The 19,786-nt window shown below is 60.9% G+C and carries 17 protein-coding genes; 5 read left to right on the top strand and 12 right to left on the bottom strand.

All coding sequences use genetic code 11. The features are described 5' to 3' along the window. Positions 1-76 precede the first annotated feature (76 nt). The 5 genes from blrA to G5182_RS12845 all read left to right on the top strand — a co-directional run bounded on the left by blrA (position 77) and on the right by G5182_RS12845 (position 6,046). Positions 77-751: a beta-lactam response regulator transcription factor BlrA gene (gene blrA, locus G5182_RS12865; RefSeq protein WP_013724228.1), complete on the top strand. Its 675-nt coding sequence runs from the start codon at positions 77-79 to the stop codon at positions 749-751. Beyond that, the gene (gene blrB / locus G5182_RS12860; protein WP_227341672.1) at positions 748-2,169 is read left to right on the top strand and encodes a beta-lactam sensor histidine kinase BlrB; all 1,422 of its coding nucleotides are present in this window, start codon (positions 748-750) and stop codon (positions 2,167-2,169) included. Before blrA ends, blrB begins: the two co-directional genes overlap by 4 nt. A gap of 80 nt (positions 2,170-2,249) precedes the next feature. Beyond that, positions 2,250-3,044 carry an OXA-12 family class D beta-lactamase gene (gene blaOXA, locus G5182_RS12855; protein ID WP_421254427.1) on the top strand — a complete coding sequence of 265 codons (795 nt, stop codon included), beginning with the start codon at positions 2,250-2,252 and terminating at the stop codon, positions 3,042-3,044. Positions 3,045-3,164: 120 nt separating this feature from the next. After that, the gene (creD, locus tag G5182_RS12850; RefSeq protein WP_227341674.1) at positions 3,165-4,514 is read left to right on the top strand and encodes a cell envelope integrity protein CreD; all 1,350 of its coding nucleotides are present in this window, start codon (positions 3,165-3,167) and stop codon (positions 4,512-4,514) included. Positions 4,515-4,648: 134 nt separating this feature from the next. Beyond that, positions 4,649-6,046 carry a DUF4832 domain-containing protein gene (locus G5182_RS12845; protein WP_216960056.1) on the top strand — a complete coding sequence of 466 codons (1,398 nt, stop codon included), beginning with the start codon at positions 4,649-4,651 and terminating at the stop codon, positions 6,044-6,046. A gap of 32 nt (positions 6,047-6,078) precedes the next feature. On the opposite strand, the gene G5182_RS12840 is transcribed toward G5182_RS12845, so the two are convergent. The 12 genes from G5182_RS12840 to glmU are packed head-to-tail and all read right to left on the bottom strand — an operon-like array spanning position 6,079 to position 19,697. Then, positions 6,079-6,486 carry a hypothetical protein gene (locus G5182_RS12840; protein ID WP_216960059.1) on the bottom strand — a complete coding sequence of 136 codons (408 nt, stop codon included), beginning with the start codon at positions 6,484-6,486 and terminating at the stop codon, positions 6,079-6,081. Beyond that, the gene (locus G5182_RS12835) at positions 6,483-7,610 is read right to left on the bottom strand and encodes a glycosyltransferase family 4 protein (protein WP_227341676.1); all 1,128 of its coding nucleotides are present in this window, start codon (positions 7,608-7,610) and stop codon (positions 6,483-6,485) included. Before G5182_RS12835 ends, G5182_RS12840 begins: the two co-directional genes overlap by 4 nt. After that, positions 7,597-8,100, bottom strand: a complete 504-nt coding sequence (locus G5182_RS12830; RefSeq protein WP_100652112.1) for a serine acetyltransferase — start codon at positions 8,098-8,100, stop codon at positions 7,597-7,599. The genes G5182_RS12835 and G5182_RS12830 overlap by 14 nt, the downstream gene beginning before the upstream one ends. Then, entirely contained in the window at positions 8,097-9,314 is a 1,218-nt protein-coding gene (locus tag G5182_RS12825) for a glycosyltransferase family 4 protein (protein WP_150390036.1), read from the bottom strand. The genes G5182_RS12830 and G5182_RS12825 overlap by 4 nt, the downstream gene beginning before the upstream one ends. Continuing rightward, complete coding sequence (locus tag G5182_RS12820; protein WP_227341677.1) at positions 9,311-10,321, bottom strand: glycosyltransferase family 2 protein; 1,011 nt, start codon at positions 10,319-10,321, stop codon at positions 9,311-9,313. The genes G5182_RS12825 and G5182_RS12820 overlap by 4 nt, the downstream gene beginning before the upstream one ends. Then, on the bottom strand, positions 10,318-11,697 hold the full coding sequence (locus G5182_RS12815) for a capsular biosynthesis protein (protein WP_227341678.1): 1,380 nt from the start codon (positions 11,695-11,697) through the stop codon (positions 10,318-10,320). The genes G5182_RS12820 and G5182_RS12815 overlap by 4 nt, the downstream gene beginning before the upstream one ends. Continuing rightward, positions 11,694-12,908, bottom strand: coding sequence for a lipopolysaccharide biosynthesis protein (locus G5182_RS12810; RefSeq protein ID WP_227341679.1), 1,215 nt, complete (start codon positions 12,906-12,908; stop codon positions 11,694-11,696). Before G5182_RS12810 ends, G5182_RS12815 begins: the two co-directional genes overlap by 4 nt. Then, positions 12,905-15,046 (bottom strand): GumC family protein, encoded by a 2,142-nt coding sequence (locus G5182_RS12805; RefSeq protein WP_227341680.1) that lies wholly within the window; start codon positions 15,044-15,046, stop codon positions 12,905-12,907. Before G5182_RS12805 ends, G5182_RS12810 begins: the two co-directional genes overlap by 4 nt. 15 nt (positions 15,047-15,061) lie before the next feature. After that, a complete protein-coding gene (locus G5182_RS12800; RefSeq protein WP_201963337.1) occupies positions 15,062-15,601 on the bottom strand; it encodes a polysaccharide biosynthesis/export family protein in 540 nt (179 codons plus the stop codon). Position 15,602: 1 nt separating this feature from the next. After that, positions 15,603-16,922 (bottom strand): outer membrane beta-barrel protein, encoded by a 1,320-nt coding sequence (locus tag G5182_RS12795; protein WP_421254426.1) that lies wholly within the window; start codon positions 16,920-16,922, stop codon positions 15,603-15,605. After that, on the bottom strand, positions 16,906-18,309 hold the full coding sequence (locus tag G5182_RS12790; protein ID WP_216952480.1) for an undecaprenyl-phosphate glucose phosphotransferase: 1,404 nt from the start codon (positions 18,307-18,309) through the stop codon (positions 16,906-16,908). Before G5182_RS12790 ends, G5182_RS12795 begins: the two co-directional genes overlap by 17 nt. 20 nt (positions 18,310-18,329) lie before the next feature. After that, positions 18,330-19,697 (bottom strand): bifunctional UDP-N-acetylglucosamine diphosphorylase/glucosamine-1-phosphate N-acetyltransferase GlmU, encoded by a 1,368-nt coding sequence (gene glmU / locus G5182_RS12785; RefSeq protein ID WP_227341682.1) that lies wholly within the window; start codon positions 19,695-19,697, stop codon positions 18,330-18,332. Positions 19,698-19,786 lie beyond the last annotated feature (89 nt).

The following is a 19,786-nucleotide window of genomic DNA, read 5'->3' as shown; positions in this document are numbered from 1 at the left end:
CGGAAAAATAAAACAGCAAATAGGATCCGATTTGGTTCGATGCCAGAATGGGGTGCCAATTTGCGACGAGGATGCCATGCAAAAGAGAGTCATCTGGCTGGTGGAGGATGAGGCCAGCATCGCCGACACCCTGATTTACGCCCTGCAGACCGACGGGTTCGAGGTGGAGTGGTTCATGCTGGGCCAACAGTTGCTGACACGACTGGAACAGACGCGACCCGACTTCCTGATCCTCGATGTGGGGCTACCCGACATCAGCGGCTTCGAACTCTGCAAGCAGGTGAGGGCGCTGACCGATATTCCCCTGATGTTCCTCACCGCCCGCAGCGAGGAGATAGACCGACTGATCGGGCTGGAGATAGGTGCCGACGACTATGTGGCCAAACCCTTCTCGCCACGGGAAGTGTGTGCCCGGGTGCGGGTCATCCTGCGCCGCAGCCAGCCCGTTGCCCCCCAGCCCAGCGCCCTGCTGGTACTGGATGAGGAGCGGGCCCGCATTCATTTTCGCGGCCAGCCGCTGGCCCTCACCCGCTACGAATATCTGCTGCTCAAGACCCTGATGCTGGCGCCGGGGCGGGTCTACTCCCGCCAGCAGCTGATGGATCTGGTGTGGCAGGATGCGGAGGAGAGTCTGGATCGCACCGTCGATACCCACATCAAGACCATCCGCGCCAAGCTGCGCGAACATGATCCAGAAGCCAACCTGATCCTCACCCACCGCGGGCTGGGCTACAGCCTAGAGCTGGCATGAGACTCGGGTTGCAACTGCTGTGCGGCCTGCTGCTGATCTTCGCGCTGGCCGCCTGGTTCGTGCTGGAGATCTTCGTCGAGGAGATAAAACCCGGGGTGCGCAGCGCCACCGAGGATACTCTGGTAGACATGACCCAGCTGCTGGCGCCGCTCGCGCTCGATGATCTGAAAGAGGGCAATATGATGAACGGGCGGTTGGCCAGCGCCTTCGCCCGCCTCAACCAGAATCCCATCAATGCGATGATCGATGGCCACCTCAAGCAGCAGGCGGAGTACCGCATCTATGTCACTGACCAGAAGGGTATGGTGATTTACGACTCCGACGGCACGGATCTGGGCAAGGATTATTCCCGCTGGAACGATGTCTACCGCACTCTGCGTGGCCAGTATGGCGCCCGCAGCACCCGCACCGATCCCGACGATGCCGCCAGCTCGACCATGTATGTGGCGGCGCCGCTGCGGGAAGGGGCCGAGATCATCGGCTCCCTCACCGTCGCCAAACCCAACCGCACCCTGATGCCTGCCATCGAGCGGGGGGAACAGGAGCTGCTGCGGGCCGGCGGCCAGATGCTGCTCATCTCGCTGCTGATCGGCAGCCTGCTGGTGTGGTGGCTCAACCGCGCCATCGGCAAGCTGGTGCACTACGCCGACTCGGTCAGCAAGGGGGAGGCGGCACCGCTGCCGCAGTTGCACACCGTCGAGCTGGATCGGCTCGGCCGCTCGCTGGAGACCATGCGCCACCAGCTCGATGGCAAAAGCTATATCGAAGCCTATGTTCACAGCCTGACCCACGAGCTGAAGAGCCCGCTGGCCGCCATTCGCGGGGCAGGGGAGATTTTGGCCGAAACGCCGCCCCCCGAAGTTGCCAAACGCTTTATCGGCAACATCAATCTGGAAACCGCGCGCATGCAGCAGTTGATCGAGCGAATGCTGCAACTGGCGCGGCTGGAGTCGGGGCAGGGGCTGGATCGCCAGTCGGTGGAACCGGCAAAACTGGGCAAGCGCACCCTCGACGCCCGCCAGATCATCGCCCAGCGCCGTCAGGTCGAGTTGGTGGCCGAGCTGGCCAGCGCGCCGAAACAGAAGTGGGATCCGCTGCTGGTGGAGCAGGCCATCGGCAACCTGCTGGATAACGCTATCGACTTCTCTCCCGCCAACGGGCAGGTCACCCTGAGCGGCAGCCAGCAGGAGGAGGGCTACTGTTTTCGGGTTACCGACTGCGGCCCCGGCATTCCCGACTACGCATTGCCGCGCATCTTCGAGCGCTTCTACTCCCTGCCACGACCGGACAAGGGCAAGAGCAGTGGTCTGGGGCTCAGCTTCACCCATGAGGTAGCCCACCAGCATGGCGGCCGTCTGACCCTGAGCAACCGGCCGGAAGGAGGCGCGCTGGCGGAACTCTGGCTGCCATTCGCCTAGTCCCCCTGCAACTTCACATTCCCCACACAAAACGGCATTAGACTGCCGCTTTCTCTCATCCATTTGCTCAAGGAAATGCTATGTCCCGCCTGCTTCTCTCCAGCCTGCTGGCTGCCGGTCTGCTCGCAGCCCTGCCTGCCTCCGCCGCCAGCGGCTGCTTTCTCTATGCTGACGGCAACGGCCAGACCCTCTCCAGCGAAGGGGACTGCTCCAGCCAGCTGCCGCCCGCGTCCACCTTCAAGATCCCGCTGGCGCTGATGGGTTACGACAGTGGCTATCTGGTTGATGAAGAGCATCCGGCACTGCCTTACAAACCGAGCTATGACGGCTGGCTGCCCGCCTGGCGCGAAACCACCACCCCGCGCCGCTGGGAAACCTACTCGGTGGTCTGGTTCTCCCAGCAGATCACCGAATGGCTGGGGATGGAGCGCTTCCAGCAATACGTCGACCGCTTCGACTACGGCAACCGGGATCTCTCCGGCAATCCGGGCAAGCATGACGGTCTGACCCAAGCCTGGCTCAGCTCCAGCCTCGCCATCAGTCCGGAGGAGCAGGCTCGCTTCCTCGGCAAGATGGTGAGCGGCAAGCTGCTGGTCTCGGCGCAAACCCTGCAATACACCGCCAATATCCTCAAGGTGAGCGAGATCGAGGGCTGGCAGATCCACGGCAAGACCGGCATGGGCTACCCGAAGAAGCTGGATGGCAGCCTAAACCGCGATCAGCAGATCGGCTGGTTCGTCGGCTGGGCCAGCAAACCGGGCAAGCAGCTGATCTTCGTCCATACCGTGGTGCAAAAGCCTGGCAAGCAGTTCGCCTCCCTCAAGGCGAAAGAAGAGGTGCTGGCCGCATTGCCCGGGAAGCTGAAGACCCTGTAATTCCTCCAGAAACCGGCGCAATGCCGGTTTTTTTATCCCCCTTCACCACCACTTCACACAAGCCCATCCCCCCTTCACGTCCGGCCGGCAGACTCACTCCATCCAACAAGGAGACGTGTCATGGTCAAACAGATATTCACCCACAAGATCTTTCTGCTGCTGTTGCTCAGCCTGCTGCTGATGGTACCGGTGCAATCCATCATGGAGCTGAACCGGGAGCGTCAGGCTTACCGCAGTCAGGCCATTCACAGCATCATGGCCAGCAGCAGCGGCCCGCAGCGACTGATGGGGCCCATTATCGTACAGCCCTATACCCGTTCGGTGACGGTCGAGCAGGAGGGCAAGCGCTTCGTCCGTCAGGAGCAGATCTACCGCTACCTGCTGCCGGAACAGCTGGACGTGCAGGCCATCATGGAGGTGACCCCGCGCAAGCTCGGCATCTATCAGGCGCAGGTCTATCAGACCCGGCTCTCCCTCTCCGGCCGTTTGCCGACAGCAGCTCAACTACAAGAGAGCGCGCCGCTCGCCGGGGATGATGAGCTGGTGGCAGGCAAACCCTACCTGAGTCTGGTACTCTCCGATGCCCGCGGTATCAACAGCGTCCCCGAACTGCAACTCGGCACACAGCGGATCCCGTTTGCCCCCGGCGCCCGCCTCGGTGATGCGCTCGCGGGTATCCATGCCCCGATCGACAGCCTGCCGCAGCAGGATGGCACCTTCCATCTGGAGCTCAATCTACAGGGGATGAACGCCCTCGACATAGTCCCGCTGGGCAAGGAGAGCACCCTGCAGCTGGCGGGCAACTGGCCCCACCCCAACTTTATCGGCGACTTTCTGCCGGGCAGTCGCACCCTGAGCCCACAAGGGTTTGAGGCCAACTGGCAAACCAGCTGGTTCGCCAGCGACATGGAGACCCGCTTCAACCGGATGATGAACGGGGGCGATAGCAATCTCTCCACCTTCAGCGTCAGTCTGGTGCAGCCGGTGGATCACTATCAGCTCAACGAACGGGCGGCCAAATATGCCCTGCTCTTCATCGGCCTCACCTTTATCAGCTTCTTTATGTTCGAGTTGCTCAAGGGGCTGAGGGTTCACCCGATCCAGTACGCGCTGGTAGGCATGGGGCTGGCTATCTTCTATCTGGTGCTGCTGGCCCTGACCGAGCACCTCGGCTTTGGCTGGGCCTATCTGGTAGCCGCGCTGGCCAGCGTGCTGCTCAACGGCTTCTACCTCAGTCATGTGCTGAGTGGCCCGAAGCAGGGGATCGGCTTCGCAGCGCTGCTCGGGCTGGTCTATGCCATCCTCTACAGCCTGCTGCAAGCCGAAGAGATCGCCCTGCTGCTCGGCGCCCTGCTGCTGTTCGCCACCCTGGCGCTGATCATGATGCTGACCCGCAAGCTCGACTGGTATCAGGTGATGGGGCAACAGAGTGTCGAGTCCCGCCCAGCCGGACATGACAATGACGACTGAGGGCACAACCTCCGTCAATCTCTGACCTAGACAACAAAGGCTTCAGTCGGTTCTTCTCGAAAAAAGCGGAACCGGCTGGGCCTTTGTCCGCCAATTTCCTAGCATGCAACCATGTTCCACAGGCGGACGATCACATGAAAATGCATCCGGGCAGGATCCTGCTCTATTCCGGCTTGCTATGGGCTCAGGGAGCTCTGGCCGGTACCCTCACCATTCATCCCGAACCGGTCGAAGACCTCTTGCACAATCCCGGCGTCGGTATCGAAGAGTTTCACAACAGCTGGGGTCATCCCCTCTCTCTGGCTGAACATCCGGTCAGCACGGTCGACTACTTCCGCTTCTACTGGAGCGAGCTGGAGCCACGGGAGGGCGAATACAACTTTGCTCTGATCGACAGGGCCATCGATCAGGCACAGCACGCCACCCCGAAACAGTCGATTGCCCTCAGGGTCATGACCCTTGATGAGCCCTTCTCGGGCAGCAAGATCCCGGAGTGGCTCATCAACAAGGGGATTCGGGGAGAGTGGGTGAACAACCACCAGACCTTTGTGCCCGACTACAGCGACCCGCAGTTCCTCGCCCGAGCCACCCGGCTGTTTCAGGCGTTGGGCGCCCATTACGATGGCAACCCGGCGCTGAGTCATGTCGACATCGGCATGATAGGTTCATGGGGGGAGTGGCACATGAGCAACTTCCCCGGTCCGACGCTGGAACAGCGCTACAGCAGCGAGCAGCTCAAACCCTATGTTGACCTGCAGATGGCCGCTTTTCCGCGAACCCCCAAGCTGATGCTCATCAACAACCTGCCCATGTTTGAGTATGCCGTGGGCAAGGGAGCTGGCTGGCGGGCAGACTGCCTCGGCGACTGGCACCACTTCTCCCAAAGCTGGAGCCACATGCGCAACGCCTACCCGGAACGACTGGCGAGCGCCCGCGCCGATGTGGCGAACTTCGATTCCAGCTGGCAGCGGGCGCCGGTCAGTTTCGAGGTGTGCGGCAAGCTGAGCGAGTGGCCAGGCCAGCAGCAGTACACCATGGAGGAGGTCAAGGCCACCTTTGACTGGGCGCTGGCCCAACACGCCTCCACCATCAATCTCAAGTCGGATCCGGTTCCGCCCCAATATCGACCCATCGTCGACAATGCCCTGCGCAAGATGGGCTATCGCATCGTGCTGGACCAGCTGACCCTCAAGGGAACCATGAAGCCGGGGGCTACCCTTGCCCTCAACGGCGACTGGCACAACGACGGGGTAGCGCCGGCCTATCGCAACTGGCCGCTCACCTACCGGCTGGTCAACGACGAAGGGCAGGTCGGCGCCATGCTGGTGACCCGCAACGACATGACCCGCTGGATCCCGGGCAGCAAGGCTACCACTCGCGACAGCCTGACCCTGCCGGGCCGGATGGCACGCGGTCACTACTATCTCGAGCTGGCCTTCATCGGTCAGGACAAGCAGCCCGCTCTGCAGCTCGGCATTGCCGGTCTGGAAGAGAGTGGCTGGTATCGTCTGGCCGAGATAGACATCCAGTAACGCAAAAGGGCTCCCGCAGGAGCCCTCTTTCATTACATCAGCACGCTCTTTTTAAACAGATCCCACACCCCGAACGAGAAGTGCTTGAAGATGTCGATGCCAAGGGCTGACTTCACCAGATAGAGCAGCAGCACCATGCCGCAGATCCCCAGCAGCAACAGCAGGGTGGTCAGCAGCACCTTGAGGTGAAAGCGAAAGCCGCTCTCCCGCCCGCGGTGACGGCGATCCCGTCCCATCAGCACCACCAGATAGCAGCGCCAGCGACCGATGCCGAAGGCGCTGTTGACGTTGATGGTGTGCGACTTGCCATCACTCATCAGCCGCAGCGCCTGCTCTATACCGTCGCGCTGGGTTTCACTCAGGCTCCCGGCCACCTCGGGGGAGAGAGCACGGTAGAAGCGGTCTATCGCCCCCTGCGACTTCTGCTGTAGCGAGTTCATTGCTTCTCTCCTTGCGGCTGGCCCACGGCCTTGCGGTAGACCGCCATGGTCTGGCCGGCGATCCGCTGCCAATCATACCGCTGCAGATAATCGCTGTAATCGACCTTGCCGCGAGTCAGCTGGGCGTTGAGTCGCTCTGCCAGCGCACTAACATCGCCGACCGGGAAATAGCACTCCTGTTGCAGCGCCACCGCCAGATTGGCGGGAATGTCGCTCACCACCACTGGCAGGGAGAAGGAGAGTGCCTCCAGCAGGGCGATCGGCAACCCCTCGTGATAGGAGGGCATGGCAAACAAGGCGGCTTGTGAAAAGACGCTGATCAGCGCCTCGCCATTGAGGAAACCGGTGCGGATCACCCCCGGTGTTTCATCCGCTATCCGCTGCAAGCGCTCGCTGTAGGGGGTAGGGTGATCCGTATCCCCCACCAGTACCAGCGGCAGCTCGGTATCGAGCTGGCGGTAGGCGGCGATGAGATCGTGCAGCCCCTTCTCTTCGACGAAGCGGCCCACCGCCACCAGATAGCTGCCAGCGGTCAGTCCGAAACGGGCCAGCGTCAGTTCCCTCTTGTCCGCTGCCGGCAACCCGACCCGTTTCACCCCGTTGTAGATGAGGTGGGCGTCCTGGCGATCGTACTGGCGGCGGATCGCCTCGTTGATCACTTCGGAGATAACGATCACCTCGCTGGCATAACGTACCGCCCAGCGCTCGCCAAGACGCAACACCCACTTGGCCAGCGCCCCCCACTTCTGGCGGTCATAATCGGGGCCGTGATGAGTAAAGACCACCCTCTTGCCAAGCAACCTCAGCAGCGGCACCACCAGCCCCGGGCCGATGGCATGGACATGCACCAGATCGCAGGCATGACGGCGGCAGTAAAAAGCCGCGAGCAGAGAGTGGAGGATTGCCTCCAGCGACTTCTTTTTGGGGGTGGGCAACGCCTTGAGAGCCACCCCTTCAAACTCGCCGCTTCGGTAATTCACATAGGGGGCGCGAGCCAGCACGGTCGCGGCCACTTCGAACTGGCGGTGCAGCTCCGGATAGAGGGACTGACAATGGGTTTCGACACCGCCCAGTACATGGGGGATCCCCCGGGTACCGAGCACGGTCACACTAATCTGCTTCATGATCTTCTCGAATGATTCTGGCGGGATTGCCCGCAACAACGGCGCGAGCCGGGACGGAACGAGTAACGACGGCACCGGCACCGACACAGGTATGATCACCAATGGCGATGGCCCCGATGACGATAGCGCCGGTGCCGAACTCGACCCCGTCCCCCACGGTGGGCGAGAGGAGCTGGCCGCTTTGGCGATCAGGCTTGTTGCCCAGGGTACAGTTGTGGCGCAGGGTGCAGTCACGCCCCATCTGCACGCCGTCACCGATGACGATATTCTGCGGGTGATAGAGGCGCAGACCCCAACCCAGCCGGGCTCTTGGCGAGATATCGAGGCCGCACAACAGCTTGAATCCCTTGAGCAGCAGCAAGCCGGGCAACGCCAGAAAGCGGCCTCCCTGATAACGGGTCTGTGCCAGCCGGTAACTGAACAGGAACAGGCGCGCCGTCTTGCTCGGATTGAGTGCCAGTTCGGCTTTCAACTCGTGCCAGAAACTCATCTCCGTTTCTCCTCCAGCAACGACTGGTAGAGCGCCAGCAGAGCTTGCTGGTGGCTGGCGAGGGAGTAGTTGTCGATCAGTCGCTGACGGGCCGAACGCCCCATGGCCGCTGTCTGCTCCGGCTCGGCCACCAGCCTGTCCATGCAGCGGGCCAGCTCGTCGGCATTGCCCGCCTCGAACAGCAGGCCATCGAGACCGTCGCGGATCTGCTCCGGAATCCCGCCAATTCGAGCCCCGATCACCGGTTTGCCGTAGGCCATCGCCTCCAGTACCGACATGGAGCAGTTCTCGTACCACTCGGACGGCACCACCACGGCCTTGGCGTGGCGTAGCAGATCGAGCAACGCTTCCCCCTGCTTGAACCCCAGCAGTTCGGCATTGGGATAATGCTGCCCGAGGTGTGCCAGCAGCGGGCCACCGCCCACAATTTTGAGGCCCGCCGGCCGCGTCATGCGCTGATGGGCACGGGCAAGCGTCTCGACCCCTTTCTCGGCCATCAGGCGGCCGAGGAACAGAAAGTACCCCCGATCCTCTCCGCTTTCGCGGCTCGACTCGACATCTATGCCATTGAGGATCACCTCGATGCGGGAAGCGGGCAGCCGGGTACGAAGCATCCCGGCCATGAAGGCGCTCGGCGCCACCAATGCATCGACCTGCTCATAGTTGCGGCGCCACTGTTGCCAGGCCGCCTCGGCAGAGAGCAGCAGGCTCTTGCCCCACGACCCCTCCTGCCACTGATGGCGAAACAGCTTGAGCCAGGAACCCTCGATCCGGGTCAGATCGAACGGCTCGCCATCGACCAGCATGCTGTAGTTGGGACAGGCCACCTTGTAGTCATGCGCCGTCAGCACTGTCTTGCAGCCCAGGGATTTGGCCACCCGGATGATCGCCGGGGTGAGCTGGTGGTAGATGTTGTGAAAGTGAACGATATCGGGCCGCTCGGCACGGATAAGCTCCGCCAGCCGATCACAGGCCTCCTGATTGTGGATGAAGCGAGCGGCAATCTTCAGCCGATCGAAGAGCCCGTGCCGCTGGTGATAATCGACGTTGGCCGGAAAGTAGCCGCTCTGGGGCGAGGGGAGGTTATCCGGATGCTGCATGGCAAAGTCGATCACCTGATGACCCGCCTGACGCACCATCTCCCGTTCCTGAAAAAGGACGGTCTCGGCACCTCCCTTCATGAAAAAGAACTTGTTGGCAAAGAGCACCTTCACGGCAATGACTCCTGGATCAGACGATGGGCGGGCGCCTCGCGCGGGGAGCGCTGGGGCAACAGCAGGCCGCGTACCAAGCCAGCTGCATAGATGGAGAGGTTCATGACACTGCGCAGGGCATCTTGCAGGGAGCGGTTTTTCAACCACTTGAGAGCGATGAAGCCACCCAGCGGTGCCAGCGCCAGCAGCGGCAACCAGAACGGCAGCCCGGCTGCGAAAAGCAGTACGCAGAACAGGAGTGCCAGCAGGTAGAGCCCGAACAGCAGCTCGGAGCGGATCACCGACAACACCTCGCGAAAATAGGGCTGCCCCCACGCCGAGCGCACCAGCTCGCCGCTGGCAAACAGATACCCCATGCGCCAGCGGTAACGGATCAGGGCAAGGGAGTCCATGGTGTGGGAGGTGTGAAAGAAGAAGGGGACATCGAGCCGCTCCAGCCGATAGCCCGCCTGACGCAACCGGATACCCAGCTCCGCCTCTTCGTAACCATGCAGGTTGCGATTGGTGAGATAGCCGATCTGCTCGATGGCGCTGCGTCGAAACAGACCGCCACCACACAGCCAGCGCGACTCGCCCAGCGGATAGATCTGGTTGATGCGCTGCTTGCGCGACTTGAACTCATAGCTGCGGGCATCATCCATCTCGGCCCGCCCGGCCACGCCACCGCATTCGGGGTGGGAGTGCATGTGTGCAAGGGCGGCCGGCACAAACTCAGGCTCCAGCTTCATGTCGCCATCGAGCAGCAGCAGGAATTCCCCTTCACTGAAGAGGTAGCCAAGCTGTGGCCCCACACCACAACAGCGATCGGCCGGGTTGGTCAGGCTGACGACAGTCACTCCCAGCTGGCAGGCGATCGCCTGGGTGCGGTCAGTCGAGAGACTGTCCGCCACGATAATCTGGTGGGTGTAGTCGGCCAGAGCGCTTCTGATGCTGGCAATGGTGTCGGCAATCCCTGCCTCCTCGTTGTAGGTCTTGATGATGACAGAGATAAGGGGGGATGGAGTCATGACACCTCACAAGAGCTGGTGGCCTGCCGAACCGAAGAACGGATCACCAGGGCGGCACCCAGCACGAAATAGAAGAGGAACTGCTGCACCGGGATCAGCATCAGCAGCTGGCTGTAAGGCAAGCTCAGCAGACAGGCGATCCCGAACGCGATGAAAGCGGGTTGGTAGCTGAGCAGACGCACATCTGCCGCGCTCAGCAGCTGGCGATCCAGCAACGGACGGGGACGGCAGCACCAGAGCAGCAGAACGATCAGCACGATGAAGATCAGGGTGCCCATCAGTCCCACCTCCCACAGCAACACGCTGAGGGAGGTGGAGTCGAGCAGCACGTTGAACAGGGGGTTGAGAAAACCGGGCAGGGTGCTGCCATGGTTGGTGGTGTTGAGGCCATAACCAAACAGCAGATTGCTGAGACCGTGGTTATCACCGTTGCAGGCCCAGAAAAAGAGCGTCGTCACCCGCCCCAGCTCACCGGTTTCCGGGTTGATGTGGTTGGGATCGAAGATATAACCGAGGGAGTCGATAAACAGCGCAATGGCCCCCTGTTGTCCGGCCCCCTCGAACGCGGATGAGTAGGAGGCAGCCAGCACCAGAACGGCCACTGCCACCAGCACCGTCATCGCCAGCGCAATCAGCAGCAGACGCTTGAGGTCATAGCTCTTCATCCCCCTGACATAGCTGGGCGAGAGCCAGACCCAGGCCAGCAGCAAGGGGGACAACAGGATGACGAACTTCACCTCGGCCAGCACACAGATGGCAAAGGCGGCAAGAATGTGAAAAGCGACCAAACGACGCGAAATGAGGCCGTGGCGAAACTCGGAGAGCTTAATCAGCATCACCAGCAGGCAGAAGAAGCCGAGTGCACCCGTATTGCCGCCCCCCATGGGGTCCCCCCCGAAGGTGCCGACCACCGAGTCCCACTTCTCAAACTCGCCGCGCATTGCCACCCGTTTCGGCACCACCACCAGCACCTGAAACAGCACCACCGGGATCTGCAGGTAGAAGACCCACTCCACCAGCTTCATGATGCGGTAAATCTGTGACTCGCGGCAGAAGCCGAGCAACAGGCAGGGGAGCAGCAAAGAGAGCGCCAGCTCGTTCTTGAAACCGATGATAGTCACCATGCCCCCCTGCTGAAGCAGGGTGCCCAGCAGCGCCAGCACCAGCAAGCCACAGTAGAGCAGCAGCAGCACCTTCTCCTGATAGTCGAGCCGCAGCGGGCTGTAACGCGTCTGCAGCGGCAGCAACATCAAGGTGGCAATGGCCAGCAGGAAGGGCAGCCAGAGGAAGGCTGTAATGCCGGTGACGTACTGGGCCAGGCCGCAGATCACCAGCGACAGCAGCAGATTGGCCTGCATGATGAGGGCACTGTTCACGAGGGCAGCTCCATCCGCCCCTGCAACTCGGCAGCCCGGCGGTTGACCCGCAAAAAGACGAAGCCGTAGCGCACCGCAGTCAGCAGAGAGAAGGCCAGCACGCAGAGCTCGTACTCCTGCTGCAACCAGGGCAACAGCACGAAGGCAATCACCACGACCAGCAGCTGCTCAAGCTGGATCTGCAAAAAGTAGCGGGGCGAGCCGAACACCAGCTCGATTACGGTCAGCGGGCAGATGGCCACCGCAGTAAAGACATAGGGCAACATGTAGCGGGAGGTATCGATGGAGGCGATCCACTCCGCATTGAAGAACCACTTCATCACCAGCGGATAGCAGATGAGGATCCCGAGGGTGGCCGCACTGCCCATCGCCAGCAGCAGCCGCTTCACCTTGCGAAACTCCTCCCCGTTGAAACGGCGCTGGCGAAAATCCTCCGACCATCGCGAGAAGATGGAGTGGCGGATGGCGTTGCCAACAATCACCACGGGCGCCAGACAGAAGCGGTTGACCACGGCAAAGTAGCCCGCCACCAGAGGGGAAAACCAGAAGTTGATCAACACGGTCGGCAGATTGGCCGTCACCATCGCCAGCACCTCGGCACTGCCGACACCAGCCAGATGCGCTTTATGGCGGGAGAAGAAGTGCTGCAAGCGGCGCGGGGCAGCCTCCCTCAGCATGGCACTGTGCCAGGTAAAGGCAGACCACAACCAGCCCCCGATCACCACCAGCAGCAGACAGGCCCATAACTGATAGAAGTGCGCCATGTCAGGGGCCAACAGCAGACAGAGCAGCACCACGGCAGAGGCCGAGATACGCTGCAGACCGAGCCGCTGGTAGTGGCCGGCCCGCAGGGCCAGATTCTCGGCGATGAGGAGCAGCCCGTGGGTCACGGTCAGCAGGTAGAGCGGCCAGAGCGGCAGCGAGAAAAAGCAGACCACCACCAGCACATAGGGGATGGGGAGCAGCCAGACCTGCAACAGGGAAAAGATCAGGTTGCCGGGCAGCTCGGCCTCCTCCAGCTTGGGCAACAGCAGTTGCGAGGCAAAGGTGGCAAGCTGGGCACCGATCAGCACCAGACTGTAGCTGAGGGCATAGAGCCCGACCGCAGCCATGTCGAACTTGTGCGACAGTGACCAGACCGAGAACGCCCCGATCAGCTGGGATAACACGGAAGCACCCCCTATGGTGGTGATGCTGCGCAGCAGTTTCATAGCGCGCCCCAGGTGGGTGCACCACAGAATCTCAGGTTCTCCGCCCCTTCCAGATCGCGCTCGGCGACCTGGGTCAGCACTGTCCCCAACACCGCCACTCTGGCATCCCGCAGCTGTGCCAGCACGCTCAGCACCCGACTGGCCGGCAGCTGGCCGGACTGGATCACATGAATGGCACCATCCAGCGGTTGCCCCAGCAGCAGGGCATCCTTGCCGACTTCCAGCGCAGGGGTGTCCACTATGATGCGGTCAAACTGCCCGGCAAGGGTTGCCAGCAGTTCGCTCCAGCGTGGCGAGCCAAGCAGTGCCAGCGGGGAGGAGACCGGCTGGCCAGCCGGCAGCAGGGTCAATCCCTCTTTTGGCACCAGACAGGCAGCCAAATCGGCTTCGCCTGCGAGCAGCTCGGCTAACCCCGGTCTGGCTGCCTGCCCCAGCAACTGGCGACCAAGGGAGCCCCGGCGCAGATCCCCATCCACCAGCAGCACTCGCTCATGGCGGGCAAAGCTGGCGGCACAGAGAGCCGCCAGCGTCGACTTGCCCTCACCAGCACCGGTCGAGGTGATCATGATGCGCTGCAGCTGACCCGGCTCCAGCCGCATGATGGCGTAGAGGTCATCGGCACTGGCACCTACTCTGGGATTGACCGCCCCCACCCGCAGCAGGGCACTCTGATCCTGCAGGGCCGCCAGCCGCGGGATTTCACCAAGCACCCGACCACCGAGCTGGGAGACCAGCTGGCTCAGACGATCCAGGGTATTGCGCAGCGCTCCGGCAGTGATGACTACCAGCACGGCAACCATGCCCGCCATGATCACCACCATCAGCAGAAACAGCATCTTGTTTGGTTTGGCAGGCAGCAAGGGCACCGATGCCGCGTCGTAGAGGATGGCATTCGACTCGTGCAGCTGAGCGTTCAGGCGGGTCTCTTCCTGACGGCGAAACAGCTCGTTATAGAGCTGACGGGTCTTGTCGATATTGTTCTTCAGGTTGTTGTACTCATCCTTCTTGACTGCCAGCGAGGAGAACTCCCGCTTCTTCTCGTCAAGCTGGGCGAGGTACTCCTGCTCCTTGCGCTGGCTGCTCTGGTAGCGATCCTCGATACCGTCGGCAATCTCCCGCATCAGCTGGTTTGACTGGGTATTGAGCGCCTTGATGCGTGCCTCGGCCTGCAGAATACGGTCATGCTTGGGGCCATAACGCTTGGCCAGCTCGGAGAGCTCCTGCTGGGCCTTGATGAGGGCGATGCGCAGATCCTGCATCTGGGGGTGGTTGGAGACCTCGGGCAGGGAAGCCAGCGCCGCCGGATTGCGGCCGTACTCCTGAATGGACTGGAATTCGGCCTGCGCCGCCAGCCGCCGCTCGCGGGCATCCGCGTACTTGTTGGTGATGATACCGAGCTCTTCGGTTTGCAGACCATCTACGCCGCGAAACGTCAGCAGATCATTGCGGGCAAGAAAATCGCCGAGCTGCTTCTCCTGCTTCTCCAGACTGGCCTTTATCTCCACCAGCCGGCTCTGGTTCCAGTGCGATGCCGTGGTGTTGGCATCGACCCGCTCCTCCACATTGAGATCGATGTAGGTCTGGGCCACCTCATTGGCGACGCTGGCGGCCAGCTCGGGAGAACGGGATTCGAACCCGATGCTGACCAGCTGGGTATCGCGCACCGGCGAGACGGTCAGGTGTCTGGCCAGATACTCCAGCGCATGCTGGTGGCGTGAGGAGGCATCCTCTTGATGTCCGGCACTCCAGAGCCCCTTGATGCGGCTCAGCCAGCTGTCCGGATTGGGCTGCCCGTTGAATTCCGGCAGCTCAGCCAAGCCCAGATGAGTAACCACCTTCTCGGCCACCCGGCGTGACTTGAGCAGCTCGAACTGGGTGTTGTAGTACTCGCGGCGGCTGGTATCGACCCGATAGACGGGCTCGATAGGGGAAGCGCTGTTGGCATCTGCCTTCAGCAGCAGGGTCGCACTGGATTGATAGTAGGGCGGCATGCTGAGGATAAAGGGGGCTGCAGCCAGGGTCACCACGGCGGCAAACAGCACCACCTTCCACCAGTTTGCCTTGAGCACCCGCCAAGGGCCGCTGAAATCGAGGCGACTCTCTAGCGCACGGCCATTTTCAACCAACAATGAAGTCATGAAGAGCGTCCTGGATCAGAAGAAACTTTGTTCGATGGTGATGATGTCGCCGGGATTTAGCTGCCGTTGCAGGCTCACCTCTTCCAGCAACTGATCGCTGCCATTGAGGCGCAGGCTGATATCCCGTCTGGCGGCGCGATCGGTGAAACCACCCGCCAACGCGACGGCCTTCTCCACCGTCAGGCCGGGCTGGTATTCATAGCCACCTGGGTGAGCCACCTCGCCAGCAACAAACACCTGGCGGAAAGTGGTCACGTTGACCGTCACCATGGGGTCGAGCAGCACGCCGTGCTTGAGCCCTCTGGTCAGCAGCTCGGCCACCTCAGTGGTGGTATGGCCCATCAGCAGCACCTGACCCAGATAGGGGTAATTGACGTGGCCACTGGTATCGACCTTGAACTTCATCGACAGATCCGGCTCGCCATACACCCGGATTTCGACCTCATCCCCCGGCGCCAACCGGTAGGCGGAATCGTTGCCTTGCGGGCTCTGGCCAGCCCAGACCGACAGGCTGAACAACCAGCCAAGCAGAAGCACCATCACGCTTTTGTTCATGTTAAATGGCTACCTTGAGTGAAAGAGAAAGCTGTTGTTTGTCGTAACCGAGGGCACGGCCATAGCAATTGCCGCCGATGTCGATGGGCTGCCCGGCAAAGCTGGAGCCGGAGTCGGCCTGCTGGTAGTGGAGCCCCAGATTGACGGAGGGACGAATGTCGTAGCTGATGCCCATGCCCCAGCGATGGATATCGTCCTGACGGTGGCGGTTGTCGTTACCACAGACCACCGACTGGTGATAATCATCCCGGATATCGTGATAAGAGAGCGTGGTCGCAACTCCGGGTGACCAGTGGTGCTGCCACTCGGCGCCATATAGCTGGCTGCTGACATAGCCGCCGTCACCACCCGGATCACGAATGGTCCGGCTGGAGAGCAGCGCGAGCTTGCTGTAATCGAGCGGTTGCCACTCCAGACGTAGATCCCAGTTCAGCCCTTTGAAACTCTCTGCATGCGGATCGTTGACGAAACGCTTGTAGATCCCGCCGATATTGGCATCGATCCGGGTCTTGCCAGTCAGCTGGCTCATCACCCCGGTGATGAGAAAAAACTCGTCGGAATCCTTGCGCGGATTGGCCGGATAGCGTCGCAGATTGGTCTGCAGGGTGTAACGAAAACGGCTGACATGGGTCACCTGATCGAACAGCTCGACAATGGCAGTGTTCTCCTGCCACTCCTGCTCGGCCATATAGCGTTCAAAGTCATGCAGGTAGAGGTGCTTGTCGAGATAGCCCAGCGCCTTGTGGGAGAGCGCCAGCTCCAGCTTGCCTCTGGCATCGGGAGCGCCGTAACTGTAGCGGCCACCCACTTCGCTGCGTTTGAAGCGCAGCGGCTCGGCAATGTTGAACCAGCCGAAAGTGGCATCACCGCCAGCCTTCTCATCCCCCTGCAACATAAAGCCTTCGGTCAGCCCCTCGCCACGCGCCTCATGGCCCAGCCGATACTGGTACATCAGCTGGAAGGCGTTGCGCAGGGAGAAGCGCCAGCTGCCGTCAAACTGGAACTGGTGATCTGCATAGTCATCCGTATGGCTGCTGCCATAGCGACGATAATCACCCAGATAGCTGAACTGATAGCGATCCAGGCCGCGTTCGCCCACCAAGCGAAATTCCGGGGTGATCCCGACGAAATCGGAGCCAATCGCCTGACCACTGTCACGCTGCCACAAGAGGTTGCTGTCGTGGCCGTAACGGCTCTCCACCTTGGTTTGGATCTCCAGACCAAGCGGCCCCTGATGGGATACGGGGGTGACCTCGGCGCGGACTGAAAGAGAGGGGGAGAGCAGCAGTCCGGCGCAAACGAGGCTAGTAAGCGGATGCACCGACAAACCCTTTGAATACAGTCAGGAAAATGACTTTGAAATCCAGTCCGAGCGACCAGTACTGGATGTACTTGAGATCGAACTTGACCCGCATCTCCATCTTGTCGAGGGTGTCGGTTTCACCACGAAATCCATTTATCTGGGCCAGCCCGGTAATCCCCGGTTTGACCTTGTGGCGCAGCATGTACCGCTCCACCAGTGAGCGGTACTGCTCGTTGTGCGCCACGGCATGGGGACGTGGCCCCACGATCGACATGGAGCCCTGAATCACATTGAAAAACTGCGGCAGCTCATCCAGCGAGGTACGACGCAAAAACGCACCGAATGGCGTCACTCTGGGATCGCCTCTGGTTGCCTGAGTCACCACGGCATCATTCTCCATGACGCGCATGGAGCGGAATTTCCAGACCTGGATCCGTTTCCCCCCCAGGCCGTAGCGATCCTGCTTGAAGAGCACGGGTCCAGGGGAAGAGAGACGCACCCCGAGAGCCACCAGCGCCATAACCGGAGAGATGAGCAGCAGGATGAGTGAACCCAACACCAGATCTTCAATGCGTTTGAGCAGGGCGGCGCCCCCTTCGAACGGGGAATCGAAAAAGCTGAAGGTATAGATATCGCCCACCCGATCGATGTGGGATACGGTCAGGCCGTACTCGTAGAAATCGGGAACCAGATAGGTATTAACCGTGGTGTCGGAGAGTTCGTAGAGGTAGTGATTGATACGCTCCCGGGCGGTCAGGGGCAGCGCCAGATAGATTTCGTCGACCAGCCCTTTGCGTGCCAGCTCGAGCAGCTCATCGACATCACCCAACAGAGGACTGCGAGTCGGGTAACCGAAGCGCTCTTCGCTACGGGCATCGAAAAATCCGAGCATCTGAATATCGTGACGCGGGCTCTCCCACAGGGATTTTTCCAGCGCCAGTCCGGCCGGAGTCACGCCAATGATGGCCACACGCCGACAGCAGGAGGCATCGCTGAACCAGAGGGTCACCAGTCGGTACAACACCCGATAGCCGGTGGAAATGAGGCAGGCCATGGCAAGCCAGAGCACCGCCAGCTCCAGCGGGAAGGGGTGGTAGGGTTTAAAGATGGGAACCAGATAGACCAGCAGGTAGAGCAGGGTAGCAGTTACCAACCAGGAGAAGATGAGGCGCAGCAGAGACTGCGCCAGATGTTTACGAACCCGGCTGCAATAGAGCCCGGTATTCTGGGAGACCAGAAAGAAGACCACCATGCCCAGCGTGACCAGGGACATCTCGTCCAACCCATGAAACAAGCCAAAGTGCCGTGCGAGCAGCACCATTGAGACTGAAATTCCCACCAGATCGACAAAGCGGGAAAACAGACTGTGGCTCGCGTCTGCGAGCTTGATGATTCGCTTGTTCATGGGTCGCCTTCATACTGATATCACTTATCAGTTTTCTTGACCGGACGAGCCCAGTTCTTGATGTGACGCTGGGGTACCCGGGTAATCACGAGTTCATTTTCACCCACGTCCTTGGTAATAGTAGAGCCGGCACCCAGGGTGGCCCCCTTGCCGATGCGAACAGGCGCTACCAGTTGGGTATCAGAACCGACGAACACATCGTCCTCGATGATGGTCTGGAATTTGTTGACCCCGTCGTAGTTGCAGGTGATGGTACCGGCACCGATATTCACCCCGGCTCCGATCTCGGCATCACCCAGATAGGTCAGATGACCGCACTTGGAACCAACCCCCAGACGGGCCTTCTTCATCTCGACGAAGTTGCCAACGTGCGCATCCTGCTCCAGAACCGCCCCCGGACGCAAGCGGGTAAACGGACCCACTGAGCACTGATCTGCCACCTGTGCACCCTCGATAACCGAGTAGGGTTTCACCTCGGTGTGATCGCCAATGACACAATCTTTCAGTACGCAACCGGCTCCGATACGAACGTGATTGCCGAGAGTCACCTTGCCCTCAATGATGACGTTTGCATCAATAACAACCTCTTCACCAATTTCCAAAACCCCACGCAAATCAAAGCGTGCGGGGTCGATCATGGTTGCACCTGCAATCATCAGTTTCTCGGCCTGCATCTGCTGATAGCTGCGCTCAAGCTGAGCCAATTGCACCCGATTGTTGGCCCCTTCCACCTCGGCGGCACGCTCCGGATGAACGGCGGCAATCGGGCAATTATCGCTGTGAGCCATGGCGATCACATCGGTCAGATAGAACTCGCCCTGGGCGTTTTTGTTGTCGAGACGAGACAACCATTGACGCAACTGGCCCCCATTGGCCACCAGCACGCCGGTATTCACCTCACGAATGGCCAGCTGTTCGGCATTGGCATCCTTCTGCTCGACGATACCGACTACCTGACCATTTTCACGGACGATGCGGCCATAGCCGGTGGGGTTGTCCAGCACCACGGTCAGCAGTGCCATCCCGTTTTCAGCCTTGGCGGCGAGCAAGCGCTGCAGGGTCTCGGGCTGGATCAGCGGGGTATCGCCGTAGAGCACCAGCACATCGTCTTCATCCTTCCAGAACGGGATGGCCTGGGCGACGGCATGACCGGTTCCCAGCTGCTGAGCTTGCAGCACCCAGTTCACATCGGCCGCCACGATCCGCTCTTTCAGCAGCTCGGCACCGTGGCCATAGACCAGATGCAGCTGCTCGGCACCGACCTGACGAGCGGTATCGATCACATGGGAAACCATGGGTTTGTTGGCTACCGGGTGCAGTACCTTGGGCAGAATGGAACGCATACGGGTACCTTTACCCGCAGCCAGGATCACGACGTTGAGGGACATAAATTGGCCTTTGGAACATGAGAAATACTCGGCGGAGTCTATCCAACGGGTAAAAAAAAAGCGACCCGAAGGTCGCTTTTTACATCACC

Origin of the sequence: Aeromonas sp. 600948 (assembly GCF_049174875.1) — a bacterium.
In the GTDB taxonomy this organism is placed as follows: domain Bacteria; phylum Pseudomonadota; class Gammaproteobacteria; order Enterobacterales; family Aeromonadaceae; genus Aeromonas; species Aeromonas veronii_A.
This window is presented reverse-complemented; position numbering and strand designations above follow the sequence as displayed.

Bases quoted from the DNA above. Each gene is read 5' to 3' on its own strand.
- blrA (WP_013724228.1), top strand. From the start codon at position 77: ATGCAAAAGAGAGTCATCTGGCTGGTGGAGGATGAGGCCAGCATCGCC.
- blrB (WP_227341672.1), top strand. From the start codon at position 748: ATGAGACTCGGGTTGCAACTGCTGTGCGGCCTGCTGCTGATCTTCGCG.
- blaOXA (WP_421254427.1), top strand. From the start codon at position 2,250: ATGTCCCGCCTGCTTCTCTCCAGCCTGCTGGCTGCCGGTCTGCTCGCA.
- creD (WP_227341674.1), top strand. From the start codon at position 3,165: ATGGTCAAACAGATATTCACCCACAAGATCTTTCTGCTGCTGTTGCTC.
- G5182_RS12845 (WP_216960056.1), top strand. From the start codon at position 4,649: ATGAAAATGCATCCGGGCAGGATCCTGCTCTATTCCGGCTTGCTATGG.
- G5182_RS12840 (WP_216960059.1), bottom strand. From the start codon at position 6,486: ATGAACTCGCTACAGCAGAAGTCGCAGGGGGCGATAGACCGCTTCTAC.
- G5182_RS12835 (WP_227341676.1), bottom strand. From the start codon at position 7,610: ATGAAGCAGATTAGTGTGACCGTGCTCGGTACCCGGGGGATCCCCCAT.
- G5182_RS12830 (WP_100652112.1), bottom strand. From the start codon at position 8,100: ATGAGTTTCTGGCACGAGTTGAAAGCCGAACTGGCACTCAATCCGAGC.
- G5182_RS12820 (WP_227341677.1), bottom strand. From the start codon at position 10,321: ATGACTCCATCCCCCCTTATCTCTGTCATCATCAAGACCTACAACGAG.
- G5182_RS12810 (WP_227341679.1), bottom strand. From the start codon at position 12,908: ATGAAACTGCTGCGCAGCATCACCACCATAGGGGGTGCTTCCGTGTTA.
- G5182_RS12805 (WP_227341680.1), bottom strand. From the start codon at position 15,046: ATGACTTCATTGTTGGTTGAAAATGGCCGTGCGCTAGAGAGTCGCCTC.
- G5182_RS12800 (WP_201963337.1), bottom strand. From the start codon at position 15,601: ATGAACAAAAGCGTGATGGTGCTTCTGCTTGGCTGGTTGTTCAGCCTG.
- G5182_RS12790 (WP_216952480.1), bottom strand. From the start codon at position 18,309: ATGAACAAGCGAATCATCAAGCTCGCAGACGCGAGCCACAGTCTGTTT.
- glmU (WP_227341682.1), bottom strand. From the start codon at position 19,697: ATGTCCCTCAACGTCGTGATCCTGGCTGCGGGTAAAGGTACCCGTATG.